The following is a 22,225-nucleotide window of genomic DNA, read 5'->3' as shown; positions in this document are numbered from 1 at the left end:
TTCTATGCAGCTGGATACTTTTTTACATCATCTCCATTTTTCTATCGATGAAATTATGCCGAATCAGGAAGTGGACTGGGAAGATGCACCGCTTCCTTATAAACTATATCGAAATGTACCTATCATTCCACTCTCTTTAGAAATCCCATTATCTTTACCTAACTCTTCTATTACACCTACTTTAAAGGAGATTGGTCATTACCTTTGGATCTCATTTGGTTTAACACAGTTATGTCAGCTAAATAGCGAGAAAATTTTATTCCGAAGATCTATCCCTTCAGGCGGTGCTTTATATCCAAATGAATTGTATATATATTTAAAGATTGACGATTATCCAGACGGTATTTACCATTACGACGCTGCGCACCACCGACTTATTTTACTTCGCGAAGGAAATTTCGATTCTTATATTACAGAAGCACTTGGCAATCGTTGTAACATACAGTCTTGTTTTGGCGCTGCATTCGTATCCACTATGTTTTGGAAAAACTACTTTAAATACAATAACTTTTCATATCGACTTCAAGGATTAGATAGTGGTGTTCTCATCGGACAATTACTTGAATGTGCCAAACAATTCGGTTACACAAATGGCGTATATTTTCAGTTTCTGGACCGGGCAATCAATCATTTACTCGGACTGTCAGAAGGCGAAGAAAGCGTGTATGCTGTCGTTCCTTTAAGTACAGAACCGCAAACGAATTGGTTTCACAATGATTACCGTGAAAATAAAACCGTTACTTCCCATGAGTTGTTACAGCAAATTCCGCCGTTAGCACATGAACATTTCGTTCGCTCAAAACATGTAAATGAATATCCGATGATAACAAAAATAAATGAAGCTTCTATGATCGAATCGACAGCGCACTTCCAAACACTACATCATGAAGAGCACTATCAACATCATGCACACGCTGTACAACTACCGAAAGTAGAGCGATTATCATACGATTTCTTACAACTTTGTAAACAACGGTATTCCCCTGATGCTGACTTTACTTTAACGAAATGGGATGCAGCCGAGCTCGCTACTTTACTACAAGAAGCGAGCCTCTCCTTCCCTTATTACAACGACCTTGACGGTAAGTATGTAAATGAAAATGCACGCGTCTCATTATATGGGTGTTTTTATAACGTAAAAGATATAGAAAACGGTGCTTATTCATATAACAGTAAAACGCATTCCATACAACCACTTCGATATGGAGACCTTCGTTATCCCCTTCAATCTAGCATGACGATGGATAATGTAAACCTTTTTCAAGTACCACTTTGCCTACATGTAGTCGGAAAGAAAGATTACTATACAAATACATTAAACTATAGAGGATACCGTATTCACCAAATGGAAGCTGGTATACTCGTTCATAAACTCGTTTTTGCAGCGACCGCAATGGGAATGGCTGGGCATCCTTTACTTAGTTTTGATACAAATTCATGTGATCAGTTGTACAGGATAAATACTGGAAATGAAACGTCTCTCATTCAAATTCCTGTTGGAGCTTATCGGGCGCGGAATTGGTTAAAAGGGGATTTGCGTAATTAGAAGCACGCCGGTGTACGGCGTGCTTTTTTTAAAGGACTTAATTTATAAAAAGCGAAATGAGTATATATTCTTACATAAAAGGAGAGTTTAACTTGAGCATTTTACAACGATTAATCCAGCAAGCAAAAAATCCTCGCGGGACAATTGGTTCTTCCATGCTTTGTATTATGAACAGTGCACATACGAGACTAACCAATTGGGCACTACAGAAAGTATATATAAAGAAAGATGCAATCATATTAGATATCGGTTGTGGCGGCGGTAAAACGATACACACTCTTTCAAAACGAACTCCACATGGGAAAATATACGGAATTGATTACTCCGACCAAGCTGTAAAAAATTCTATACAGATGAATATAAAGGATGTTCAAAAACAAAAAGTCATTGTTCAACAAGCAAGCGTTTCTTCTATTCCCTATCCTACAAACTTCTTCGATCTCATTACCGCTTTTCAAACACACTACTTCTGGCCTGATGTGGAACAAGATATAAAAGAAGTATTTCGCGTCCTACAGCCGAACGGATCCTTTTTATTAGTGGTTGAAATTTTCAAAATTCAATATCATATGGAGAAATATAAAACGACTGAAGAATTAATAAACCTATTTTATAAAACAGGTTTTACAAGCGTGAAATGCTACGAAGAAAGAGGATGCCTTTGTGTAATAGGAAACAAGTAAAAAGCAGACCTTTTAAGGTCTGCTTTTTCATTAGATTAACTTAAAAATACTCTTAATTTGTCTCGCAAATAACCAGTTTTTCGTACCGTAGTTATCATTTAAACTATCTAAATTGATAGATTGTCCGTTAGCAAACTTTAATTCTAGCGTTGTATTTTTATCATTTGTTTTTAAGTTACTATGTGTAATAGCATCATACTTTAATTTTTCAATCTCAATATACTCTTCTTTTTCTTGTCCGATTACGACATGGTCTTGGAAGAAGAACAATACTTCTACTTTCTTACCGAAACAAAATACATTTTTCGTATAAATTAATGTCGCATTATCAAGTCCGACACATACTTCTTTCATCTCTTCAATAACGTGTCCAAAGTCTTCTTCATGTCTTGCGTTTGATTCAGCAATCCATTCTTCGATTGTTTTCATATTAATTGCCATACTGCGCCCCCTGGTTCGTTCATTGCTTTGTTTTAAAATAAATACTATATGACAATATAAGCGATACGTACTATGTTTTCAAGGGTGAAAGATATATTCAAAATAAAGTTAAATTTCAAAGTAATATACTAAAAGAATCCATTTCATTATATTTTAAACGTTTGAACGAGACATTCTTCATCATCGATTAACTGTGTTTTCTCATCAAATTCAATGTTTAGTTCCCTATATACTTTCTTCCAAAAAGAAACAGCTGGTACATTTTTCACAAGTTCAATAACGACATACTGTCCTCGTTTCTCTTTTAATAAATGCTCAATAACTCGTTTACCGATTCCTTTTCCTTTGTACTGATTCAATATGAAAATGTCATGAATACAAAAGTCATTTTCTTTTTTCAAAAATGGACGTTCCAATAGTAATAAAAATCCTACAATATCATTATTACTTTTAATAAAATACGGAGTAATTCCGTCATTTTCCCAAAACATGTACAAATCTTCGTATTCAAAAAATCCATTTGCCCCAATCTTTATATTAAGTGTGAATGTAGAGAGGTCATGAAGATATAGTGCATACAAATTACGTAATATTTCTTTTTCTGATTCTTGAACTGTTTGAAGTGTTACAAACATTTTTAATGATCCCCTTCCCTATATATAACTATTTCCAATTCGCTTCTTTCGCCAAAAATGATGATTCCCCTTTAACGAAAAAAATAGCACTTAAAAAGTGCTATTCTGCTCGCCTTGCCGCTTGCTGAATTGGATCCCAAACGCTGTTATATGGTGGTGCGTAACTTAAGTCAACATCTTCTAAATCGTGAATGCTCATTTTATTGAAAAGTGCCATTGCAATCACATCAATCCGTTTATCTACACCTTCTTCTCCAATTACTTGTCCGCCTAATAATTGTTTCGTGTCAGAACGATATAGTAATTTCAAGTAAAGTGGTTTCGCATTTGGATAATAACCCGCCATATTTGTAGAATCTACTTTGACCGTTTTATACGGAATATGTAGTCCTTTTGCCTCTTTTTCATTTAAACCTGTTCTTGCAAGCGTTAAATCCATAAATTTAATAATACCTGTACCTAACGTACCTTTAAAGGCCCTTCGTTTATCAAGTATATTCAGTCCTGCAAGTCGGCCTTGTTTATTCGCAGTCGTTCCGAGTGGGATATGATCATGAATTTCCTTTATAACGTGGTAATGTGTTGCGCAATCACCAGCTGCATATACGTCCTCCACATTCGTTTGCATATATGCATTTACTTCAATTGCCCCTTTATGATTTGTACGTATATTTGTTCCTTCAAGAAAATCAGTATTCGGCTTCACTCCAACCGATACTAAAACAAGATCTGCTTTATACGTTCCTTTATCGGTTTCAATTTGTTCTACTCTTTCATTTCCTTTAAATGCTTTTACATTTTCATTCGTTAAAATTTCAATATGATGTTTATCTGCTTCTTTATGTATATACTCAGCCATATCCGCATCATAAATCGTACCGATATGATCATTTCGCTCAATCATCCTTACTTTCTTACCAAGTTCGACGAATGTTTCTGCCATCTCTAGTCCAATTGCACCGCCGCCAATAATCGTTACATCTTCAACTTTATTTGTTTCTAACGTTTTTAATATGCGCTCAGCATCAGGAATTGTTTTTAAAAGATGAACACCTTGCAAATCTCGACCTTCCCATTCTGGCATAACAGGCCGTACTCCAGTCGCGATTAATAATCGATCGTACGGAAATTCAAAAATATCTTTCGTCTTCGTATGCTCTGCATACACGATTTTCTTTTCCGTATTTACTTTCGTTACTTCGTGTCGTACTTTCGCATCAATGCCGTATTTATCACGAAACGTCTTCACATTGCGCGCGACTAATTTTTCCGTTGAAGCGATAGCACCACTAATGACATACGGTAATCCACACTGCGCGTACGAATAAATTTCACCTTTTTCTAACGTTACAACGTTTGCATTTTCATCGTTTCTAACAATTTGCATAGCTGCACTCATACCAGCTGCATCTCCGCCAATAATGACATAGTTCACTTTACCACTCCTTCTTTTCTACATACTCTTTACGTTTTCCATATTTTTCAGAAATAACACCTATTTCCATTGTAAAGAAAGAGCATTTCATCTTCAAATTTGGTGCACAAACCTATGCCTGAATAGGTAGCCGTCGTGTCTTATAAATAACATGTTTAATATGCTATTACAGTAACAATCGAAAGTAGGTGAAACATACATGTGTGCCGGCCTTCTCGCCCAGCTCCCAGAAGAACCAAGAGAACCAAAACCCGCCCTCCCACTTGAGCAAGAGTTTACCATTAGTACAACTTTATACAGCGCTCGTGCTTGGTTATCTGACAATGACACTTTCTCACAAACTATTTGGAAATCCTCTCGCTTCTCTTCCGCATCACACGCTAATAAGTCCATCTTCCCAGTTGGTACTGTTAAAATTTTAAATTTTTCTGAGGATACAATAACAGTTACTATATCCTCAGAATCAGATGATGCTCTAAAAATAATCGTTCCTCCTCGCTCTGAAGCTGCTTTAACATCTAGCGCGTTATCTGATGTGCAAGCACGTACATCAGGTGGAGCAAGCAAAGTCACTTTCCTCTTTCATATCTTTTTCTCGAGAGATCCTATTCCAGCTAAATAACCATAAAAAAGGTACAGTTATGCACTGTACCTTTTCCACGTGTTTATTCTCTTGATTTAATCAATTCAACATTATAAGTTTCAATATCTGTTAGCTTTCCTGTAAAATACGGATTTTCTCTATACCAAGATTGTTTTAAAAAATACTCTTGCATATCTCTCGTTTGAAACATATGTCCATGTCTTGCATATATTTCGTTTCTCGCTATTTTCAATTGTTCTTTCGATAAATATGCTAAGTCCATACTCGTTAGTTTTCGAATATCACTATCTGGGAAAATGAAACCATTATATACATCCGGAGTGGTAGATGGCGGAGTAACATTATAAACAACTGTTTTTTCTGTACTTTTCTTTTGGAATGGAAGATGATAAGAAGGAAGTGCCGTTACGGTTTCTACCTTCGTCGTTTCCCTTCCGTTTTCTCCATTTCGTTCTAAATAAATCATTGCACTTCCATCAGTTGCTACCGGTCCCCACGTAATTTCTTCTCCCGCTAGCGCTGTAACTGGTTTTTTATTCACGTACAATGTCGCATCAGGCGCGTTCGTTTGAACCGTAATATATTTTCCTTGCAACGTTAAATCTATCGTTACGTTATTTTGTCCTTGTTTCATAAGTACAACCTTTTCTTCACGTGATAATTTCACATAGTCATTTTTATATTCTGCTTGAAACACTTGAGCCCCTGGAAGAAACGGTCCATATTGCTTCTCAAACTCTTTGTCATCCGTTTTATCTATTTCTTTTCCATTCATTTTTAAAGATGTACCTTTTTCATTGGAAAGCAATGTCGTATAATACGTCTTCGCTTTCAATTTATACCGATCAAATAAAAAGAAATACTTTCCGTCTTTTGTTAACGAAAAGTCTACTCTTTCGATTCCGTTCCCTTGTTTTTCACCTATCCTCAACTGTTCTTTCAATTCATTCACATAAGATGGATTTTCTTTTATATACGAAACTAGTGGCATTAGACTCTCTCTCGTTATAGTAACTGATGGATCATCTGCCGTGACGATTTCAGCTAACTTCTCCCCGTTCCTCTCTTGTAAAATAGTAATGATCCGATCTACTTGTGCTGCCTGCTTATAATACGATGATCCATACAAATACAGTCCAATAATCACTACAGCAAGTAATGTTAAGAGTGTAATGCCAACCTTTGTACCGCTGCTCATTTTCTTCTTTACTGCCAGACTCTCCCTCTTCTGACCGCAGCTTTGACAAAATTGCACACCTTCTTCAAGCTGGGTCCCACACATTGTACATACATTCATCCATTCAACCACCTTTTCTTTAGAGACCAGTTAATCCCTGTGTAAAGGTTTGCATTATCGTGTTTATGTAAGACCAAAACACGATAAACGTTGCAATTCCAATGAAAATATTTGCGATAAAAAGAGTGTAAACAAGATCTAATCCACCGTTATCTAGTTTTACTATAGCTACAATTATACTAATTGCCATATATGTTGTAGCCAGCCCTAATAAAATTGGTAAGAAAAAGATTAATAAAAAACTAAAAAGAAAAGAAAGAACTAATATAGCAAGAGCTGGCGTCGCTATCGTTCCCCATATACCGAATACTTCAAGAAACGAAAAAGATGATTTCATCATCCTCCCACTGACAAAAATAATAAATCCGACAAATAAAGTTAAAATGAGTAAAAATAAAAAGACCGTTACAGAGTCCAAAAAGAATGTAGAAGTAGATATATCTGGTGCAAATGTTTTCGTAACAGCTGCTGCAGCACTCGTCATTCTATAAAAAATACATGCCCCTAAAAAACAAATAAGAACAAGACTTACAATTCCATTTCGTACTTCAACCTTTCCACTTTTCATAATCGCTGTCGGTACTTGTAATGCGTGTTTAAAAAACTGAAAATAGCCACTTGCAAACCGCTTCGCTTGCTCTACCGTTTCATTTGGTCGAGTTTCCTTTGCTGGTGCTACGCGTGCTTGTTGCTCACCTTCCTCCTGTGCACCACTCGCTACTACTTCCTCCGTCAACGAATGTCCACAATTCCCGCAAAATTTTGCCTCTGCTGTATTTTCCGTATGACACGCTGGACATTTCATTCTCGCATTCCCCCCTTAAGCAGATACCATATAGGGTGTTACAAATTCAATATATGACTTTGTACATAAAACATGACTACAAGAAAAAGATTATGAAATCCTTCTTTCAAATGAAAATATATGTGCTAGCAATCTTGAAAAATAATGCTATTATGAAACAGAACAAATAACATTTTGAACAGATTGGATGACTGGCAATGGAATTGGTAAACTCAATTTTTCAAATACTCCTTACAAGCGTAATCCAATTATTTTCCTTAATTGGCGTTATCATTGTAATTGGATTTCTATTCGGTTATTTAGAATCTCTTACACGCATGTATTGGTCGAGAGCTTTCGGAAGAAAAGGATTCCTTTTAACAGCTTGGATCGGCGTTCCGATTCACGAACTTGGACATGCCATTATGTGCGTACTATTTCGTCATAAAATTGTAGCAACGCAGTTTTTCCCAACAGATACAAGTCAGGGCGCTTTAGGCTACGTACAACATCAATACAATCAAAAAAGTGTATATCAACGAATTGGGAACTTCTTCATTGGAATTGGCCCTATTATTTCCGGTATTACTGCACTCATCCTTTTAATGCGCTATTTCGTACCAAATTCATATTTCTTATTTAATACAACTCTCGAAAAAACAATCGCTTCTACTTCTATTAATGTAGAAATGGTTCAAAACATGCTCTTGTCGACGTTTGTATTATTGAAAAGCTTATTTACACTGAATAATTTATTGAATCCTTCTTTCTGGCTATTTTTATTTATCGCCATTTGTATTTCTGCACATATCGCTTTAAGTCAACCAGACATTAAAGGATCAATAGATGGTGTAATCGTCATGTTTATCGTATTATTTTTATTCAACATAATCGCAGGACTGTTCCAGTACGACAGTAACCAGCTCATTGGCAAAGTGATGAAGTATAATATGTACCTCATCGCATTTTCTAGTGTGGCACTACTATTTTCTTGTATTTCTACACTTGTTAGTTTTGGGTTTTATAAAATAAGAGGAGGGCGTTCGTTTTGAACGCCCTCCTCTCCTCAATTATTCCCCTTATAATCACACTGCTCAACCGGCACACGAGCATGTCCTTCTTCATCCGTACACCATGACTGCGACTGGAAGGCGAGAAAGATACCGATCCATTCTTTTTCCTTTTCGAAGTGAATGAGTATGCCTCCGTCTTGCCATATACCATTATCGCCTTTCCATTTCTCTACATTCCCTTGATTCATGTGAATATCGTGTATACCGTTTCCTGGTTCGAAATGGAAGTAAGAATCGGGTGTATTTTCTTCTGGTCCCCATCTTTCACCGAACGCGTAAATAATCGCTTTTTCTTCTATCGCTCGTTTTATATAATGTTCTATTTTTTCATTTAAATCATTGTCTACTCCTACTTTTTCAGCAGGTAAAGGAATCATTTGTTTTGAATCAAATAAATTACCTCTCACATAGTCTAAAGCTACTTTTGGTTCATTGTTTTTTACTTCTGTAAAACCAAACGGTAATGTTGGTAAAATATGAATCGCCTCTGACCGAATATTGTTACTCGCAAAATATAAAACCTCTGACGGATAACTTTGCGATTTCACGTTAATTGCAATACGATAATCTACCTCTGCTTCACCTTGTAAATGAACTTGATAATGAGGAGTTTTCCCTTTTCCGATCTTCGATTGTATAACTGTACCTTTTAATACGCCGTAGTTTTTTAGGGGCATACATTTCATCTCCTATTCATTTAGTAGAAGCTTTACATATTTAAAACATTATCCAATCATAAAAAAAATCCTCCTATGTTAGGAGGATTTTTAATTTCTCAACATATACCAAACAATAACCTCTACTACTACGAGCAACACCGCACCAAAGATCATTAACGTCGTCTTCTTTAATAGTTCATTTTCACGATATGGGATGTTACATAAGTAAGCGCCAAGTGTAATACGTGACGGGCAAGCGATTGTCGCTACTGATGATGCGGTGTTTTGCAGTGTTGTAACGTATTGCCACGGGAGTGCTACATTTTGCGCAGTTTGCATTTGTAGTTTTATAAACATCGCATTTGATCCTGCGTTACTACCTGTTAAGAATCCACCGATTCCTCCGATAAACGGAGCAACGAAAACGAAAAACGTTCCAAACGTTTCACCGGCTGTTTTTGCCAGTAATGAATGCATGCCAGATGCACCCATTAGTTCTGAAATGGCGATAAACATTGTCGTCGTAATCGCAAAAGGAATCCATTGTTTTATCGTTTGCGTGATCGATTGTTTAATAATATGAGATGGAATACGGAAGAAAATAATCGTAAATAAGCAAGTCATACCGAGCCAAAATCCTGGTGAATATAGTAACTCTAGTTTATAAGAGTATGATTTTAAATCTAAGACTGCATATGATCTGAACAAATCATATAATGCTGGCACGAGGCGAGAAAGCAATATACAAACAGTTAAGAATATATAAGGGCTAATAATTTTTATAATAGATGCTTCTCTTTCCGTTGCTGCAGCATGTTCTGTTATTAGATTTTGCTCCCTTTTTCCTTTTAATTTAACGATAATAAAGCCAAATGTAATTGTAACGATAGAACTTAATATACCTGCAAGTTCAACACTTACATATGCGTTAGAAAGGTAGATTCCGAGAGAAAATAATAGAAAGAAACCGAATCCTTCCTTCCACTTTTCAATCACGGCCAGCCAGCCACCGACAATGTGTAAAGAAAGGATGACGAAATAAGCAAACATCGGAATGCTTAGTAGTGCTGTATTTGTGCCAAGTGTTGTAAGGGGCATGTTTATAAGCTGCGAACCGATAATCGTACCAGTTGCCATTGCGCCCCATGAACTAGCTAGTAAACCGATAAACGAGAGCAGTACAGCTTGAAACGGTTTATAGCCTAATGAGAGAAGAATAGGTGCTGCAACCATAAAGCCAATTCCAAATCCACTTACTGATTCAATTAGTGGGCAAATACCAAAACACATAAGAAGCATTTGTAATAAACGATCGTGTGTCACTTCTTCTAGAAAACGTGCTACTTGATCGATGTACCCCATTTTGTTCATGAGGTGAAATAAAAAAATACCGAAAAATAAAACGTACCCGACAATAAAACAAATTAACCAACCTTTAATCGTTGCATGCACAGTTTCACTTATCCCTAGTTGAAACGTTGGCGAGAGTAAAACGATTCCAACAGACACAACGTAAGCAATTAAAGAAGACCTTAATGACGTTTGTTTAAATAAAAATAAACAAATGAAAATCATCATAATTGGGATAAGTGCCAACAATATGGCCATGTTATCATCTCTTTTCATTAAAAATACAATTTTTAACTATTATATAACAGATATCATAAATTTCAATTGTTTTTGCAACAGATAAAAAAAAGGAACCGACCGGCTCCTTTTTAATTACTCCCATTTTCTATTATCCTGAAAAACTGTCTGCTGTCCGACCATTTTGTCTAACAGAACAAACACAATATAAGCACATATGACTTGCAATACAACATTTCCAAACTTCATGAATTCAAATGAATGGATCCATCGGAATAATTCATTTAATAATACAATTGAAACGATACTAAATAGTTCTATACTAATCGAAAATATACATATTTCTAAAATAGATTGCTCTTGAATACGATTTAAGTTGGAAAAGATGAATACATATCCTAAAAATAGAGCCATCAACTCTATTTTCGTCATGCTAATGAGCCAAGCGTAGAATGGTACAGTTAAAAGAAGATATAGTAGTTTCCGTCTTAGCATGCTATCTCACCCTCTAAATCATATGTATTTTCTGTATATTTTAACATTTATTACACAAAACAAAAAGAAGAGACTTACGCCTCTTCTTTTTGTTTTGTTACCTGTATTAATTCACATATTTCTTCTCGTTTTTCGTTTTCTAACAGCTCAATGACTTTACTTCCAACGACAACTCCGTCACATATTGTAATCATTTCTTCTACATGTTCCTTCGTCGAAATACCGAACCCTGCCACTACCGGTAAATGCGTATGTGATTTTACTTTTTCTAAGTAACTATGAATCTCCTCTTTAAAGTTTTGACGTACGCCTGTTACGCCCGCTACTGTAACAGCGTAGACGAATCCTTCTGATTCACTCGTAATTTTTTCGATTCGCTCAATTGGGCTCGTTACGGTAACGAGTGGAATTAGCGCTATGTTTGCCTCTTGCAGTAACGGGGCAATAATATTTTGTTCTTCATACGGTAAATCCGGAACGATGATGCCGTCTACACCTGCTTCTATACAGTTTTCGATGAATCTTTCTTTTCCGAATGCGAGTACTGGATTTAAATATGTCATGAGTACAAACGGAATTTGTACTTCTTTCCTTACCTCTATTAATGCTTGAAAAATACCATTTACTGTTACACCGCTATCTAGCGCTCGTTTCCCTGCTCTTTGAATTGTTGGACCATCTGCAACTGGATCTGAAAACGGGATGCCAATTTCAACGATGCTTGCTCCTGCTTCGTCTAGAAAACGAATTCTTTCTTTTAATTTTTCAAGGCCACCATCTCCCCCCATTACGTACGGAATAAATGCTTTCTTACCAGTTTCAAACGCTGCTTTAATTTTTTCTACTCCCATTTTTTATACCTCTTCCATATAACGTTTTATACTCTCTACATCTTTATCTCCGCGGCCAGATAAACAAATGACAAGCCCTTCGTCTTTCTTCATTTGCGGCGCTAATTTTAATGCATATGCGACAGCATGTGAGCTTTCTAAAGCTGGAATAATTCCTTCTTTTTTCGTTAATAATTGAAATGCTTCTAACGCCTCATCATCAGTAATGGAATGATAAGAAACGCGGCCAATATCTTTTAGTAAACTATGTTCTGGCCCAACACCCGGATAATCAAGTCCTGCTGAAATAGAGTGAGCTTCTTGAATTTGTCCTTCTTCATTTTGCAGAAGGTACATCATCGATCCGTGTAAAACACCAACGCTTCCTTTCGTTAAAGTAGCTGCATGCTTTTCTGTATGAACGCCTTTTCCAGCTGCTTCTACGCCGTAAAGAGCAACTTCTTCATCATGCACGAACGGATAAAACATGCCCATCGCATTGCTACCACCGCCAATACAAGCAACGACAGCTTCTGGTAACTTCCCTTCTAACGCTTCATATTGTTTTTTCGTTTCTTTCCCAATTACACTTTGGAAATCACGAACAATTTGCGGGAATGGATGCGGTCCGAGAACAGATCCCATAATGTAGTGTGTATCATGCACGTGTGAAACCCAGTAGCGAAGCGCCTCGTTCACCGCATCTTTTAATGTGCCGCTACCTGCTGCTACGCTTTCTACTTTCGCTCCGAGTAATTCCATTCGGAACACATTTAATTTTTGACGTCTCACATCTTCTTCTCCCATAAAGATGACGCATTCTAATCCGAGTAGAGCACATACAGTAGCGGTTGCAACACCGTGTTGTCCTGCCCCTGTTTCAGCGACAACTTTTTTCTTGCCCATTCGTACTGCAAGAAGTGCCTGACCGATTGTATTGTTAATTTTATGAGCTCCTGTATGGTTCAAATCTTCACGTTTCAAATAAATTTTTGCACCGCCGCAATACTTCGTCATATTTTCAGCGAAATAAAGCGGTGTTTCTCTTCCGACGTACGTTTTTAAATAATGATTTAATTCCTTTTGAAACGCCTCATCTTGCATCGCTTCTTTATATGCTTCTTCTAGTTCTAATACAGATTGCATTAACGTTTCTGGAACGTATCGTCCTCCGTATATACCGTAGTGACCTTTTTCATCTGGATATGCGTAATTCATTTGGAACACTCCTTCGCTTTTTTTATGAATTGTTTTATTTTCTCTACGTCTTTCTTTCCTTCTGTCTCCACTCCGCTACTTACATCGACCATGTATGGCTGAATCGTTCGAATCGCTTCTTCTATATTAAGAGCGTTTAATCCACCAGCCACTATCGTTTTCTCGCGTAACTCTTTTGGCATATGTGTGAGTAGCTCCCATGAAAATGTCTTTCCATTTCCTCCGTGAAACTTTTCCTTCGGGCTATCAAACAATATATAATCCGTTTCATATACTTGAGCATTTTTCAAATCATTCTCTGAATTTACTCCTAGTGATTTTATAGACGGAATATTCAATCTCTTAATTTGATGATTATCTTCATCTCCATGTAGTTGCACATGCGTTAACCCGCATTCATCTGCAATTTTTTGGATTACCTCTACTGATTCATTTACGAAAACACCGACCTTTAACACGTTTGCTGGAAGTTCCTGAATGATTTCTTTCGCTAACCCTGGAGTAATTTTCCGCTTACTTTCTGCAAAAACAAATCCGAGTGCATCAGCTCCATATTCGCAAGCACGTTTTGCCATTTCGATATTCGTGATGCCGCAAATTTTCACTTTCATATGTTCACCTTACAATCTTCAAAAAAAGTGCGAATAGAAGATGATGTCATAAGTGCTTCTCCAACTAATACACCTTTTGCCCCGGCTCGCTTGACGCGGATCATATCTTCTTTTGAATGAATCCCGCTCTCACTAATCCAAAGTAATTTCTCCTCATTTAATCGTTTTCCAAGCTTTTCCGTTTGGCCTAAATCCACTTCAAACGTTTTTAAATTACGGTTGTTAATACCGATAACGTGCGGATTTAATTGGACCGCAATTTCTAATTCCTGCTCATCATGAACTTCAACAATTGCTTCTAATCCTTTTTCTAGTACGTAGTGATACAGCTCTTTTAACTTCTCTTTCGTTAACGCCGCTACGATTAATAAAATAATATCTGCGCCAGCTTCATACGCCCTATCAATTTGAATTTTATCGATTATGAAATCTTTGCATAAAAGCGGAATGTTACTTTCTTCTCTCGCCGTTTGTAAATCATGAAACGATCCTTTAAAAAACTGACCGTCTGTTAAAACAGAAACTGCTCCTGCACCGCATTCTTCATATGTTTTCACTTGTTTTCGTACATCAACGTGTAAATTGATATCTCCTTTTGATGGTGATGCTCGCTTTACTTCTGCAATGACAGTAAACTGCAGTAATGCTTCTACAAGTGAATGTGTCTTTCTACTTTCTTTTACTGGTGTATACGTTTCATATAATGCCGCAACTTCCTTTTTCTTTTGGTCTACAATTTTGTCTAAAATCGTCCCCACGTTAATTCACCCTTTCTAATTTCTCATTACTTGCTGCTATTAATAAGTTTAATTTGGCTAATGCTTTTCCAGAGTCAATGCTATGTGCCGCTAGTGTAATTCCTTCTTCAATCGTTTCCGTTTTTCCATTTGCAAAAAGAGCTAGACCTGCATTGAATAAAACAGTATCGCGGTAAACACTCTTTTCCCCGCTTAATACTCCGAGCGTAATCTTTGCATTCTCTTTCGAATTCCCGCCTCTAATCTCTTCATTTTTCACTACTGAGAAACCATATTTCTCAGGTTCAATACTCGTTTCTACTATTTCATTATCTTTTAAAATGACAACATGATTTTCTCCTTGTAATGAGGCTTCATCTAAAAAACCACTCCCGTTTACGACGACCGCTTGTTTTCTTCCTAGTTTCTGTAATACTTGTGCAACTGGTAGTAACATATCTCGTTTATAAATGCCGACAAATTGTGTTTCTAAATTCACCGGATTTGTTAAAGGGCCAATTAAGTTAAAGATCGTCGGCACGTTCAATTCTTTTCTTATTTTCATAATGCGTCTTAATGCTGGATGCATCGCTGGTGCGAATAAAAATGCGATCCCGACATGCTCTAATAAATAATCAATTTCATTTGGCGTACTGCTAATATTTACACCGAGTTCTTCTAATAAATCTGCACTTCCTGTTTTACTAGAAACAGCACGATTACCATGTTTTGCAACCTTTACGCTAGCTCCCGCCAGTACAAATGCCGATGTTGTACTAATATTAAACGTTTGGGCACCGTCACCACCTGTCCCGCAATTGTCCATCGCTCCTTGTATATGGTTCGAAAACGGTAATGCCTTGTCACGAAGAGCTCGAACGAGACCATATATTTCTTCTGCTGTTTCACCTTTCGCTTTCAGTAATACTAAGAAAGCTGCAATTTCACTTTCCAATATGTTTTCATTTAATAAAAGAAGCCCTGCTCTATACATCTCCTCTTCTGTTAAATGTTGGCCCTCCACTAATTTACGAAGATAGTTATTCATACTCTTTCCTCCTCTTTCACTTCGCCTATAAAGGCACGTATTAACTTTCCGCCTTCCTCTGTTGCGATTGATTCCGGGTGAAACTGTAATCCGAATAGCGGATAATAATTGTGACGAACTGCCATTATCTCTCCATCGTCCATCGCTGTCGCTAGTATGTCAAAACACTCTGGCAAGCTCGTTTGCTCTGCAACAAGAGAATGATAGCGCATTGCCGTTAGCGGCTGTGTAGCGTATGAAAAGATTGACGTTCCGTTATGTTTCACACGCGATGTTTTTCCGTGTTTAACGCGTTCTGCTCTTACAATCTCTCCTCCAAATGCCGATATGATTGCTTGATGACCAAGGCAAACACCTAATATGGGAACGTTCTTATAAAAATGACGAATCACTTCAATACAAATACCAGCATCTTCTGGTTTTCCTGGTCCTGGTGAAAGCACAATTCCTTTCGGCTTCATTTCTTCTAATTGTTCTATCGTTATTTGATCATTTCTTACGACAACAATTTCTTCCTCGTATTCGCCTAATAGTTGGTACAAGTTATATGTGAATGAATCGTAATTATCAATCAGTACAATCATTTCATTACCTCCAATAGCGCTCTCGCTTTATTTAATGTTTCTTCATATTCAGCTACTGGATCTGAATCGTAGACGATACCCGCTCCTGCCTGAACGTATGCTTTTTCATCCTTTACGACCATCGTTCGAATGGCGAGCGCCATATCAAGATTTCCTGAAAAACTAACGTATCCAACTGCACCGGCGTATACATTTCTTTTTTCATTCTCTAGCTCATTTATAATTTCCATCGCTCTAATTTTCGGAGCACCTGATACAGTCCCCGCTGGTAAGCAATACGCTAATGCATCAAACCCGCTCATTCGTTTTCGCAATGTTCCGTAAACTTCAGTTACAATGTGCATAACGTGAGAATATTTTTCTACTTTCATATATTTATCTATCGTAACTGAGCCGATTTCACTCACTCTACCAATATCGTTTCGCCCAAGATCTACAAGCATCATATGCTCTGCTCGTTCTTTCTCGTTTTCTAACAGCTCTTTTTCAATTTCCGCATCTTCCTGCATCGTTTTCCCTCTCGGCCTCGTACCCGCAATTGGATTCGTCATCACTTTATCCTCTCTTACTGATAACAAACTTTCGGGCGAAGAACCGAGTACAACATAATCTTGAAAATCGATATAGAACATATATGGTGATGGATTGGCAATGCGAAGTTTTCGGTATAACGCGAATGGATCACCAATACATTCACTTTGCAAACGCTGGGATAATACGACTTGGAATATGTCCCCGGCCCGAATATGTTCTTTCGCCGTTTCTACCATCACGCAAAATTCTTTTTCTGTTATAGAAGAAGTGAATGATAATGTTGATCTTATTTCAGTTACTTCTGCTTCTTCTCCCTGTAACACTTGCTCTTTATATACTTGCAATCTTTTATATACTTCTTCATAATCTGCTGAATCATCTTCCCTGCATACATATACAAATGATAATTTTTGGCGTAAGTGGTCATACACGATAAACTCACGGTACAGTAAAAGGTGTACTTCTGGAATATTCAATGGATCATGTAAATCTGCTCCAATGTTTTCATATTGCCGAATGACGTCATAGCCAATATAACCAACTGCTCCTCCGCAAAACGGGAATGGACTGTCTACTTGAGCTGACCGGGTTTCTTCTTCTAACACTTGTAGTACGTTACCTTGCAACTTTTCTGTCCGGCCGTAAATCGTTCGTTCCACTTCCGTACCAACACTCTTCACTTCACCATATGGATTACATCCTAAGTAAGAATAGCGCCCTTTATCTTGATGAAGTTGCGAACTTTCTAATAAAAACTTTTTCTTCCCTTTCATACGTCTATATAAAGAAATTGGCGTAATGCTATCTCCTTCTTCTTCAGCGATTACTAAAAATGCTCTTCCCTGTTCTTTTTGCTTCATAAATTCCTCTTTTGTCATCATGCCTTTCACCTCAATCTGAAAAATAAAAAAGTCCTCTACATATCGAAAATATGTAGAGGACGATAAATTTACCGCGGTACCACCTCGTGTTGGATGCAAAAGCATCCCGCTTTATTCAGGTACAAAATATATACCTTATCCTTGTAACGGCGGAACCCGGGTTGCCTACTGAAAATAATTGTTCAGCATACCTCTCGTAAGCCCATTCCGTATACGGTACCGCACCGGGCTCCCACCTATCCCCAGCTCTCTGTAACGTCTCCATTATACGTACTCTTCTTACTTAAACGATTTCATTTATTTAATTTTTTATACACAAAAAGGGAGTACTCATCCTATAGAAAGGACGGGTACTCCCGTGGTGCCACCTTAATTCGTTACGAACGTAACGCACTTTACCGTATCAAAAACAATACGTGTCTCTTGTATCGATGAGATCATGTCGCCAAAGCCTACTTCTTTCGTTTCGGTTTGGAAGCTCCGAAGCCCATTCCACATCAATTCCATACTGATTCGCACCAACCATCAGCTCTCTGACATGTTCATCATGTGTACTCTTCTTCATCAACGCTTGCATTTTTTTAAGTTGCACTCATTATAGACTTAACTTTTTTCATAAGTCAATACTTTTTAAAAAATTTTATTTTTCTCTCCTTTCAATATTATATTGACAAAACAACCTCTTTTTATGTAAATATAATAAATACTCTATTAAAAATAAGGTTTTTTGTATGAATATTATATATTAAAAAAGTAAAATGTTATCAAAAAACGCTTACATTTCTGAAAATTCATATTTCTGTATGGATTTTTCAGAATAATCATGATAGATTATAAATATGCATAACGCATCAAAAGACATGACAAAAGGAAGGGGAACTACATGAGTACGCAGATGTTAACTTTAACTTCAATCTCTATTTACATGCTCGGGATGTTAGTCATTGGCTATTTCGCCTATAAACGAACGTCCAACTTAACAGATTATATGCTTGGCGGGCGTACACTAGGCCCCGCAGTAACAGCATTAAGCGCTGGAGCATCCGATATGAGTGGTTGGCTTTTAATGGGACTACCCGGTGCAATGTTTAGCGTTGGATTAAGTAGTAGTTGGATTGCGATCGGCCTAACACTAGGCGCATACGCAAACTGGCTATATGTTGCTCCTCGCTTACGTACCTACTCTGAAATTGCAAACAACTCTATTACTATCCCAGAATTTTTGGAACACCGTTTCCACGACAAATCTCATATGCTACGCTTAGTATCTGGACTTGTTATTATGATTTTCTTTACTTTTTATGTAGCTTCAGGATTAGTTTCAGGTGCTGTATTATTTGAAAATTCATTTGGTATGAACTACCATGTTGGATTATTCATTGTTGCAGGCGTTGTTGTAGCTTACACGTTATTTGGTGGTTTCTTAGCAGTAAGTTGGACAGACTTCGTGCAAGGAATCATTATGGTAATTGCTCTTATTCTTGTTCCTATCGTAACAATTATGAATTCGAACGGACTTGGACCTGCATTTGATACAATTCGTTCTGTAGATCCAACACGTCTAGATATTTTTAAAGGTGCCTCTACTTTAGGAATGATTTCTTTATTCGCATGGGGCCTTGGTTATGTTGGACAACCTCATATCATCGTACGCTTTATGGCGATTTCGTCTGTAAAAGAACTGAAAAGCGCACGAAGAATTGGTATGAGCTGGATGATTTTCTCTGTTATCGGAGCTATGTTTACTGGTCTTATTGGTATTGCTTACTATTCACAACAAGGGTTAACATTATCTAACCCAGAAACAATTTTCCTTGAACTAGGAAAAATTTTATTCCACCCACTTATTACTGGATTTTTATTAGCCGCTATTTTAGCAGCGATTATGAGTACAATCTCATCTCAGTTACTCGTTACTTCGAGTGCCGTAACGGAAGACTTATATCGTACATTCTTTAAACGTTCTGCTTCTGATAAAGAACTTGTATTTGTCGGTCGTATGGCTGTACTTGTTATTGCATTAGTTGGGTGCGCTTTAGCGTTTAAACAAAATGATACGATTTTAGCTCTTGTTGGATACGCTTGGGCTGGGTTCGGTTCTTCATTCGGACCTGCTATTTTATTAAGCTTATATTGGAAACGTATGACGAAATGGGGCGCGCTTGCTGGTATGATTTCTGGTGCCGCTACTGTTATTATATGGACTCAATTCGAATTCTTAAAAGATTTCTTATATGAAATGATTCCTGGTTTCGCTATTAGTTTACTAGCCATCGTAATTGTTAGTTTACTAACACAACCTTCAAAAGAAGTTGAAGAGCAATTTGAGAATTTCGAAAAACAACATAGTCATAATCTATAAAAAGAAAGCTCTGCTGATATCGTATCAACAGAGCTTTCTTTTTATCCCGCATTAACGTGCAGTAAGCCCCCCACTGATTAAAGTTTCACATTATCAAAGTTCGACAATCTTCGGCTTGAATTTAACAATTTCTTTATGTTCCGTTAAATTAAATATAACACTACTCCTTTATAGTAGTACTATCAGCACTTATACAGAAAGGGGACTCCAATATGTTAGCAGCTTTCCAGCAACAACAAACACGAAAATTTTCACCTATTACAAATACTTCTACGTCTTGTTTAAACATACAACCTAATCCACCTAAAATTTCAATTGCTCCTTCTGTTATTTCAGTCATTGGTGTTCATATGGAAAAAAATAAGTTGAAAATAAGAACGGGACAAAGCGCTGAGTTATCAGCTTCCGTGTTGCCGATGCAAGCGACGAATAAAGAACTTATTTGGACAAATATGAATGCCGATGTTATCACAATGTATCCAAAGGGGGATACGGTAACGATTACTGGAAAAAGTGCCGGAAGAGCAGTCGTCATTGTCACAACTGCTGAAGGAAAGTTCCGTGATCTATGTATGATTCATGTACAACCTTATATGACAAATCCAAAGTAAAAGAGTGGCTTCGTAGCCACTCTTTTACTTCATTTCAATATGTGGATTTTTACTTTTAATGAGATGGATGAATTGCGCTTTATCTTTAGGAGAAATAATTTCTGTTTGATGCGCGCCGTAAACAATTTCAAATCGATCAAATGATAAAGCATGAGCCGCAATTGGATTTTTCGTATTTGAAATTTGTTTTATATCTCGTATAAAGTGAAACTTTAATCAGTGGGGGTTTTGTTCATCCCCCACTGATTATTAGTTGAACCAATCGGGCTTTTACGGGCAGTTGATCCCCCTCCTAAATTCTTTGCTTCCCCTGAATTTTGAGGTGGGGGTCTTACTGCCCGTTAATGCGGGATAAATATGCGCTTTTTCACGAAACCGGATCTAATAGTAATCGTTTCTTCCTCGACGATGTATATTGTCGAAAACCAACTCCACATGAATATTATGGCTAATGGGATTGTAAAGAATAAAAGAAAATACTCTCTACCTGCAAATAAAGGAGCAAAACACGCTCCAATGACAACGAAAAAAATCGGATATAACCAGACATCTTTTTTTGATGGAAACTCCATTTCCCTACCCCTTCTACGCCCGTATTTCTATAAAACAAAAAGAGAAGTATCACCACTTCTCTTTTCTCTCTTAACATTATAATTCCTGTGTATACGCTGGCTCGTTTACTACATTTTTTGCCGTTCGCTTTTGTTGCTGTAGTAAGAAAACAGATACACCAAACAATACAAGTATGCTACCGATCACTTGCATGGCATTTAATCTTTCCCCGAGTAAGAAGAAAGCTAGTATTGATGCTCCAACTGGTTCACCTAAAATACTCATTGAAATTGTTGTTGCATTTACGTAGTTTAATAGCCAGTTATTAATGACGTGTGACACTGTCGGCACGACCGCAAGTAAAAGAAAAACGGTCCAATCCCACTTCGTATAACCTATAAAAGGCACTTGCAATACTATATTATAAATCCCCATAAAAATACCTGCGAATGCAAAGACTGTAAAGCTATAAATCCAGTGTGATACTTTCTTTACTGTCGTTTGTCCGATAAATAAATAACCGACAACTGCTATTACACTTAAGAAGGATAATATATCTCCATAAATTGCTTGTTCACTTAGTCCTAAATCCCCCCACCCAATACACATTACGCCTAATATCGCAATTCCCATTGTCGCAATAGCTGAGTATGTTGTTCTTTCTTTAAATAAGAAAAAACCTCCAACTAAAGATACGATTGGCTGAAGCGCTAATATAATCGTCGAACTCGCAACTGTCGTATGCTTTAAAGATTCAAACCATAAAAGAAAATGAAGTGCTAAAAAGAAACCAGATCCAATTAAAAGTCCCCAATCTTTTATTTGAATCTTACTAAACTCTTCCCGTTTTTTCCAAACAATAGGCAACATAATAAGTACGATAATCCATAATCGATACATGCTTAATATGGAAGATGGTGCTGAGGACATCTTTACAAAAACTGCTGCGAATGAAATGGCTATAATGGAAATAGCTAATGGTAGTGCAATCGATCTTTCTTGTTTCAAATTCCGTCTC

General features: G+C 37.1%; 22 protein-coding genes, 2 pseudogenes and 2 other annotated features. Of the genes and pseudogenes, 6 read left to right on the top strand and 18 right to left on the bottom strand.

Annotated elements, in window-relative coordinates:
- The first annotated feature begins 4 nt into the window (after positions 1–4).
- Positions 5–1,546: a SagB family peptide dehydrogenase gene (locus tag Q9B79_RS13775; RefSeq protein WP_306185086.1), complete on the top strand. Its 1,542-nt coding sequence runs from the start codon at positions 5–7 to the stop codon at positions 1,544–1,546.
- Positions 1,547–1,638: 92 nt separating this feature from the next.
- Positions 1,639–2,229, top strand: a complete 591-nt coding sequence (locus Q9B79_RS13770; RefSeq protein ID WP_306185084.1) for a class I SAM-dependent methyltransferase — start codon at positions 1,639–1,641, stop codon at positions 2,227–2,229.
- 30 nt (positions 2,230–2,259) lie between these two features.
- Here the strand turns inward: Q9B79_RS13770 and Q9B79_RS13765 are convergent, their stop codons facing one another.
- The 3 genes from Q9B79_RS13765 to Q9B79_RS13755 form a co-directional block, all read right to left on the bottom strand.
- Positions 2,260–2,670, bottom strand: a complete 411-nt coding sequence (locus tag Q9B79_RS13765; protein ID WP_306185083.1) for a DUF3908 family protein — start codon at positions 2,668–2,670, stop codon at positions 2,260–2,262.
- 146 nt (positions 2,671–2,816) lie between these two features.
- Positions 2,817–3,305 (bottom strand): GNAT family N-acetyltransferase, encoded by a 489-nt coding sequence (locus Q9B79_RS13760; RefSeq protein ID WP_306185081.1) that lies wholly within the window; start codon positions 3,303–3,305, stop codon positions 2,817–2,819.
- Positions 3,306–3,405: 100 nt separating this feature from the next.
- Entirely contained in the window at positions 3,406–4,740 is a 1,335-nt protein-coding gene (locus Q9B79_RS13755; RefSeq protein WP_306185079.1) for an FAD-dependent oxidoreductase, read from the bottom strand.
- Positions 4,741–4,939: 199 nt separating this feature from the next.
- Here Q9B79_RS13755 and Q9B79_RS13750 point away from each other — a divergent pair, with 199 nt between their 5' ends.
- Complete coding sequence (locus Q9B79_RS13750; protein WP_306185077.1) at positions 4,940–5,362, top strand: hypothetical protein; 423 nt, start codon at positions 4,940–4,942, stop codon at positions 5,360–5,362.
- 43 nt (positions 5,363–5,405) lie between these two features.
- Here the strand turns inward: Q9B79_RS13750 and Q9B79_RS13745 are convergent, their stop codons facing one another.
- Positions 5,406–6,641, bottom strand: a complete 1,236-nt coding sequence (locus tag Q9B79_RS13745; RefSeq protein ID WP_306185075.1) for a TcaA 3rd/4th domain-containing protein — start codon at positions 6,639–6,641, stop codon at positions 5,406–5,408.
- 19 nt (positions 6,642–6,660) lie between these two features.
- Entirely contained in the window at positions 6,661–7,446 is a 786-nt protein-coding gene (locus Q9B79_RS13740) for a zinc ribbon domain-containing protein (protein ID WP_306185073.1), read from the bottom strand.
- A 197-nt stretch (positions 7,447–7,643) separates the two neighbouring features.
- On the opposite strand from Q9B79_RS13740, the gene Q9B79_RS13735 reads away from it, so the two are divergent.
- Positions 7,644–8,477 carry a hypothetical protein gene (locus Q9B79_RS13735; protein WP_306185071.1) on the top strand — a complete coding sequence of 278 codons (834 nt, stop codon included), beginning with the start codon at positions 7,644–7,646 and terminating at the stop codon, positions 8,475–8,477.
- Positions 8,478–8,491: 14 nt separating this feature from the next.
- Here the strand turns inward: Q9B79_RS13735 and Q9B79_RS13730 are convergent, their stop codons facing one another.
- From Q9B79_RS13730 to trpE, 10 genes are all read right to left on the bottom strand, one after another.
- Positions 8,492–9,175 (bottom strand): DUF2278 family protein, encoded by a 684-nt coding sequence (locus Q9B79_RS13730; RefSeq protein ID WP_306185069.1) that lies wholly within the window; start codon positions 9,173–9,175, stop codon positions 8,492–8,494.
- Positions 9,176–9,265: 90 nt separating this feature from the next.
- Complete coding sequence (locus tag Q9B79_RS13725; protein WP_306185067.1) at positions 9,266–10,765, bottom strand: L-lactate permease; 1,500 nt, start codon at positions 10,763–10,765, stop codon at positions 9,266–9,268.
- A 114-nt stretch (positions 10,766–10,879) separates the two neighbouring features.
- Positions 10,880–11,239, bottom strand: coding sequence for a DUF4029 domain-containing protein (locus Q9B79_RS13720; protein WP_306185064.1), 360 nt, complete (start codon positions 11,237–11,239; stop codon positions 10,880–10,882).
- 74 nt (positions 11,240–11,313) lie between these two features.
- Entirely contained in the window at positions 11,314–12,090 is a 777-nt protein-coding gene (trpA, locus tag Q9B79_RS13715; RefSeq protein WP_306185062.1) for a tryptophan synthase subunit alpha, read from the bottom strand.
- Positions 12,091–12,093: 3 nt separating this feature from the next.
- Positions 12,094–13,287 carry a tryptophan synthase subunit beta gene (trpB, locus tag Q9B79_RS13710; RefSeq protein WP_306185059.1) on the bottom strand — a complete coding sequence of 398 codons (1,194 nt, stop codon included), beginning with the start codon at positions 13,285–13,287 and terminating at the stop codon, positions 12,094–12,096.
- Positions 13,284–13,898 (bottom strand): phosphoribosylanthranilate isomerase, encoded by a 615-nt coding sequence (locus Q9B79_RS13705; RefSeq protein ID WP_306185057.1) that lies wholly within the window; start codon positions 13,896–13,898, stop codon positions 13,284–13,286. Before Q9B79_RS13705 ends, trpB begins: the two co-directional genes overlap by 4 nt.
- Positions 13,895–14,656: an indole-3-glycerol phosphate synthase TrpC gene (trpC, locus tag Q9B79_RS13700; protein ID WP_306185055.1), complete on the bottom strand. Its 762-nt coding sequence runs from the start codon at positions 14,654–14,656 to the stop codon at positions 13,895–13,897. Before trpC ends, Q9B79_RS13705 begins: the two co-directional genes overlap by 4 nt.
- A gap of 1 nt (position 14,657) precedes the next feature.
- Positions 14,658–15,683, bottom strand: coding sequence for an anthranilate phosphoribosyltransferase (gene trpD, locus Q9B79_RS13695; protein WP_306185053.1), 1,026 nt, complete (start codon positions 15,681–15,683; stop codon positions 14,658–14,660).
- Entirely contained in the window at positions 15,680–16,267 is a 588-nt protein-coding gene (locus tag Q9B79_RS13690; protein WP_306185051.1) for an anthranilate synthase component II, read from the bottom strand. The genes trpD and Q9B79_RS13690 overlap by 4 nt, the downstream gene beginning before the upstream one ends.
- On the bottom strand, positions 16,264–17,682 hold the full coding sequence (gene trpE, locus Q9B79_RS13685; RefSeq protein WP_306185049.1) for an anthranilate synthase component I: 1,419 nt from the start codon (positions 17,680–17,682) through the stop codon (positions 16,264–16,266). The genes Q9B79_RS13690 and trpE overlap by 4 nt, the downstream gene beginning before the upstream one ends.
- 52 nt (positions 17,683–17,734) lie before the next feature.
- Positions 17,735–17,979, bottom strand: a binding site (T-box leader).
- A gap of 42 nt (positions 17,980–18,021) precedes the next feature.
- Positions 18,022–18,259: a binding site (T-box leader), on the bottom strand.
- A 306-nt stretch (positions 18,260–18,565) separates the two neighbouring features.
- On the opposite strand from trpE, the gene putP reads away from it, so the two are divergent.
- The gene (gene putP / locus Q9B79_RS13680) at positions 18,566–20,044 is read left to right on the top strand and encodes a sodium/proline symporter PutP (RefSeq protein ID WP_306185047.1); all 1,479 of its coding nucleotides are present in this window, start codon (positions 18,566–18,568) and stop codon (positions 20,042–20,044) included.
- Positions 20,045–20,256: 212 nt separating this feature from the next.
- A complete protein-coding gene (locus tag Q9B79_RS13675; RefSeq protein ID WP_306185045.1) occupies positions 20,257–20,655 on the top strand; it encodes an Ig-like domain-containing protein in 399 nt (132 codons plus the stop codon).
- Positions 20,656–20,679: 24 nt separating this feature from the next.
- On the opposite strand, the pseudogene Q9B79_RS13670 reads toward Q9B79_RS13675, so the two are convergent.
- The 3 genes and pseudogenes from Q9B79_RS13670 to Q9B79_RS13660 form a co-directional block, all read right to left on the bottom strand.
- A pseudogene (locus Q9B79_RS13670) lies at positions 20,680–20,859 on the bottom strand (PH domain-containing protein); the annotation flags it as partial.
- 152 nt (positions 20,860–21,011) lie between these two features.
- Positions 21,012–21,227: pseudogene (locus Q9B79_RS13665) on the bottom strand (PH domain-containing protein); the annotation flags it as partial.
- A gap of 76 nt (positions 21,228–21,303) precedes the next feature.
- Positions 21,304–22,215 carry a DMT family transporter gene (locus Q9B79_RS13660; RefSeq protein ID WP_098667945.1) on the bottom strand — a complete coding sequence of 304 codons (912 nt, stop codon included), beginning with the start codon at positions 22,213–22,215 and terminating at the stop codon, positions 21,304–21,306.
- Positions 22,216–22,225 lie beyond the last annotated feature (10 nt).

The sequence above is a fragment of the Bacillus sp. MHSD_36 genome (assembly GCF_030757775.1).
GTDB lineage: Bacteria > Bacillota > Bacilli > Bacillales > Bacillaceae_G > Bacillus_A.
Note: the sequence above shows the minus strand (reverse complement) of the source record. Positions and strands in the feature narration are given on the sequence as shown.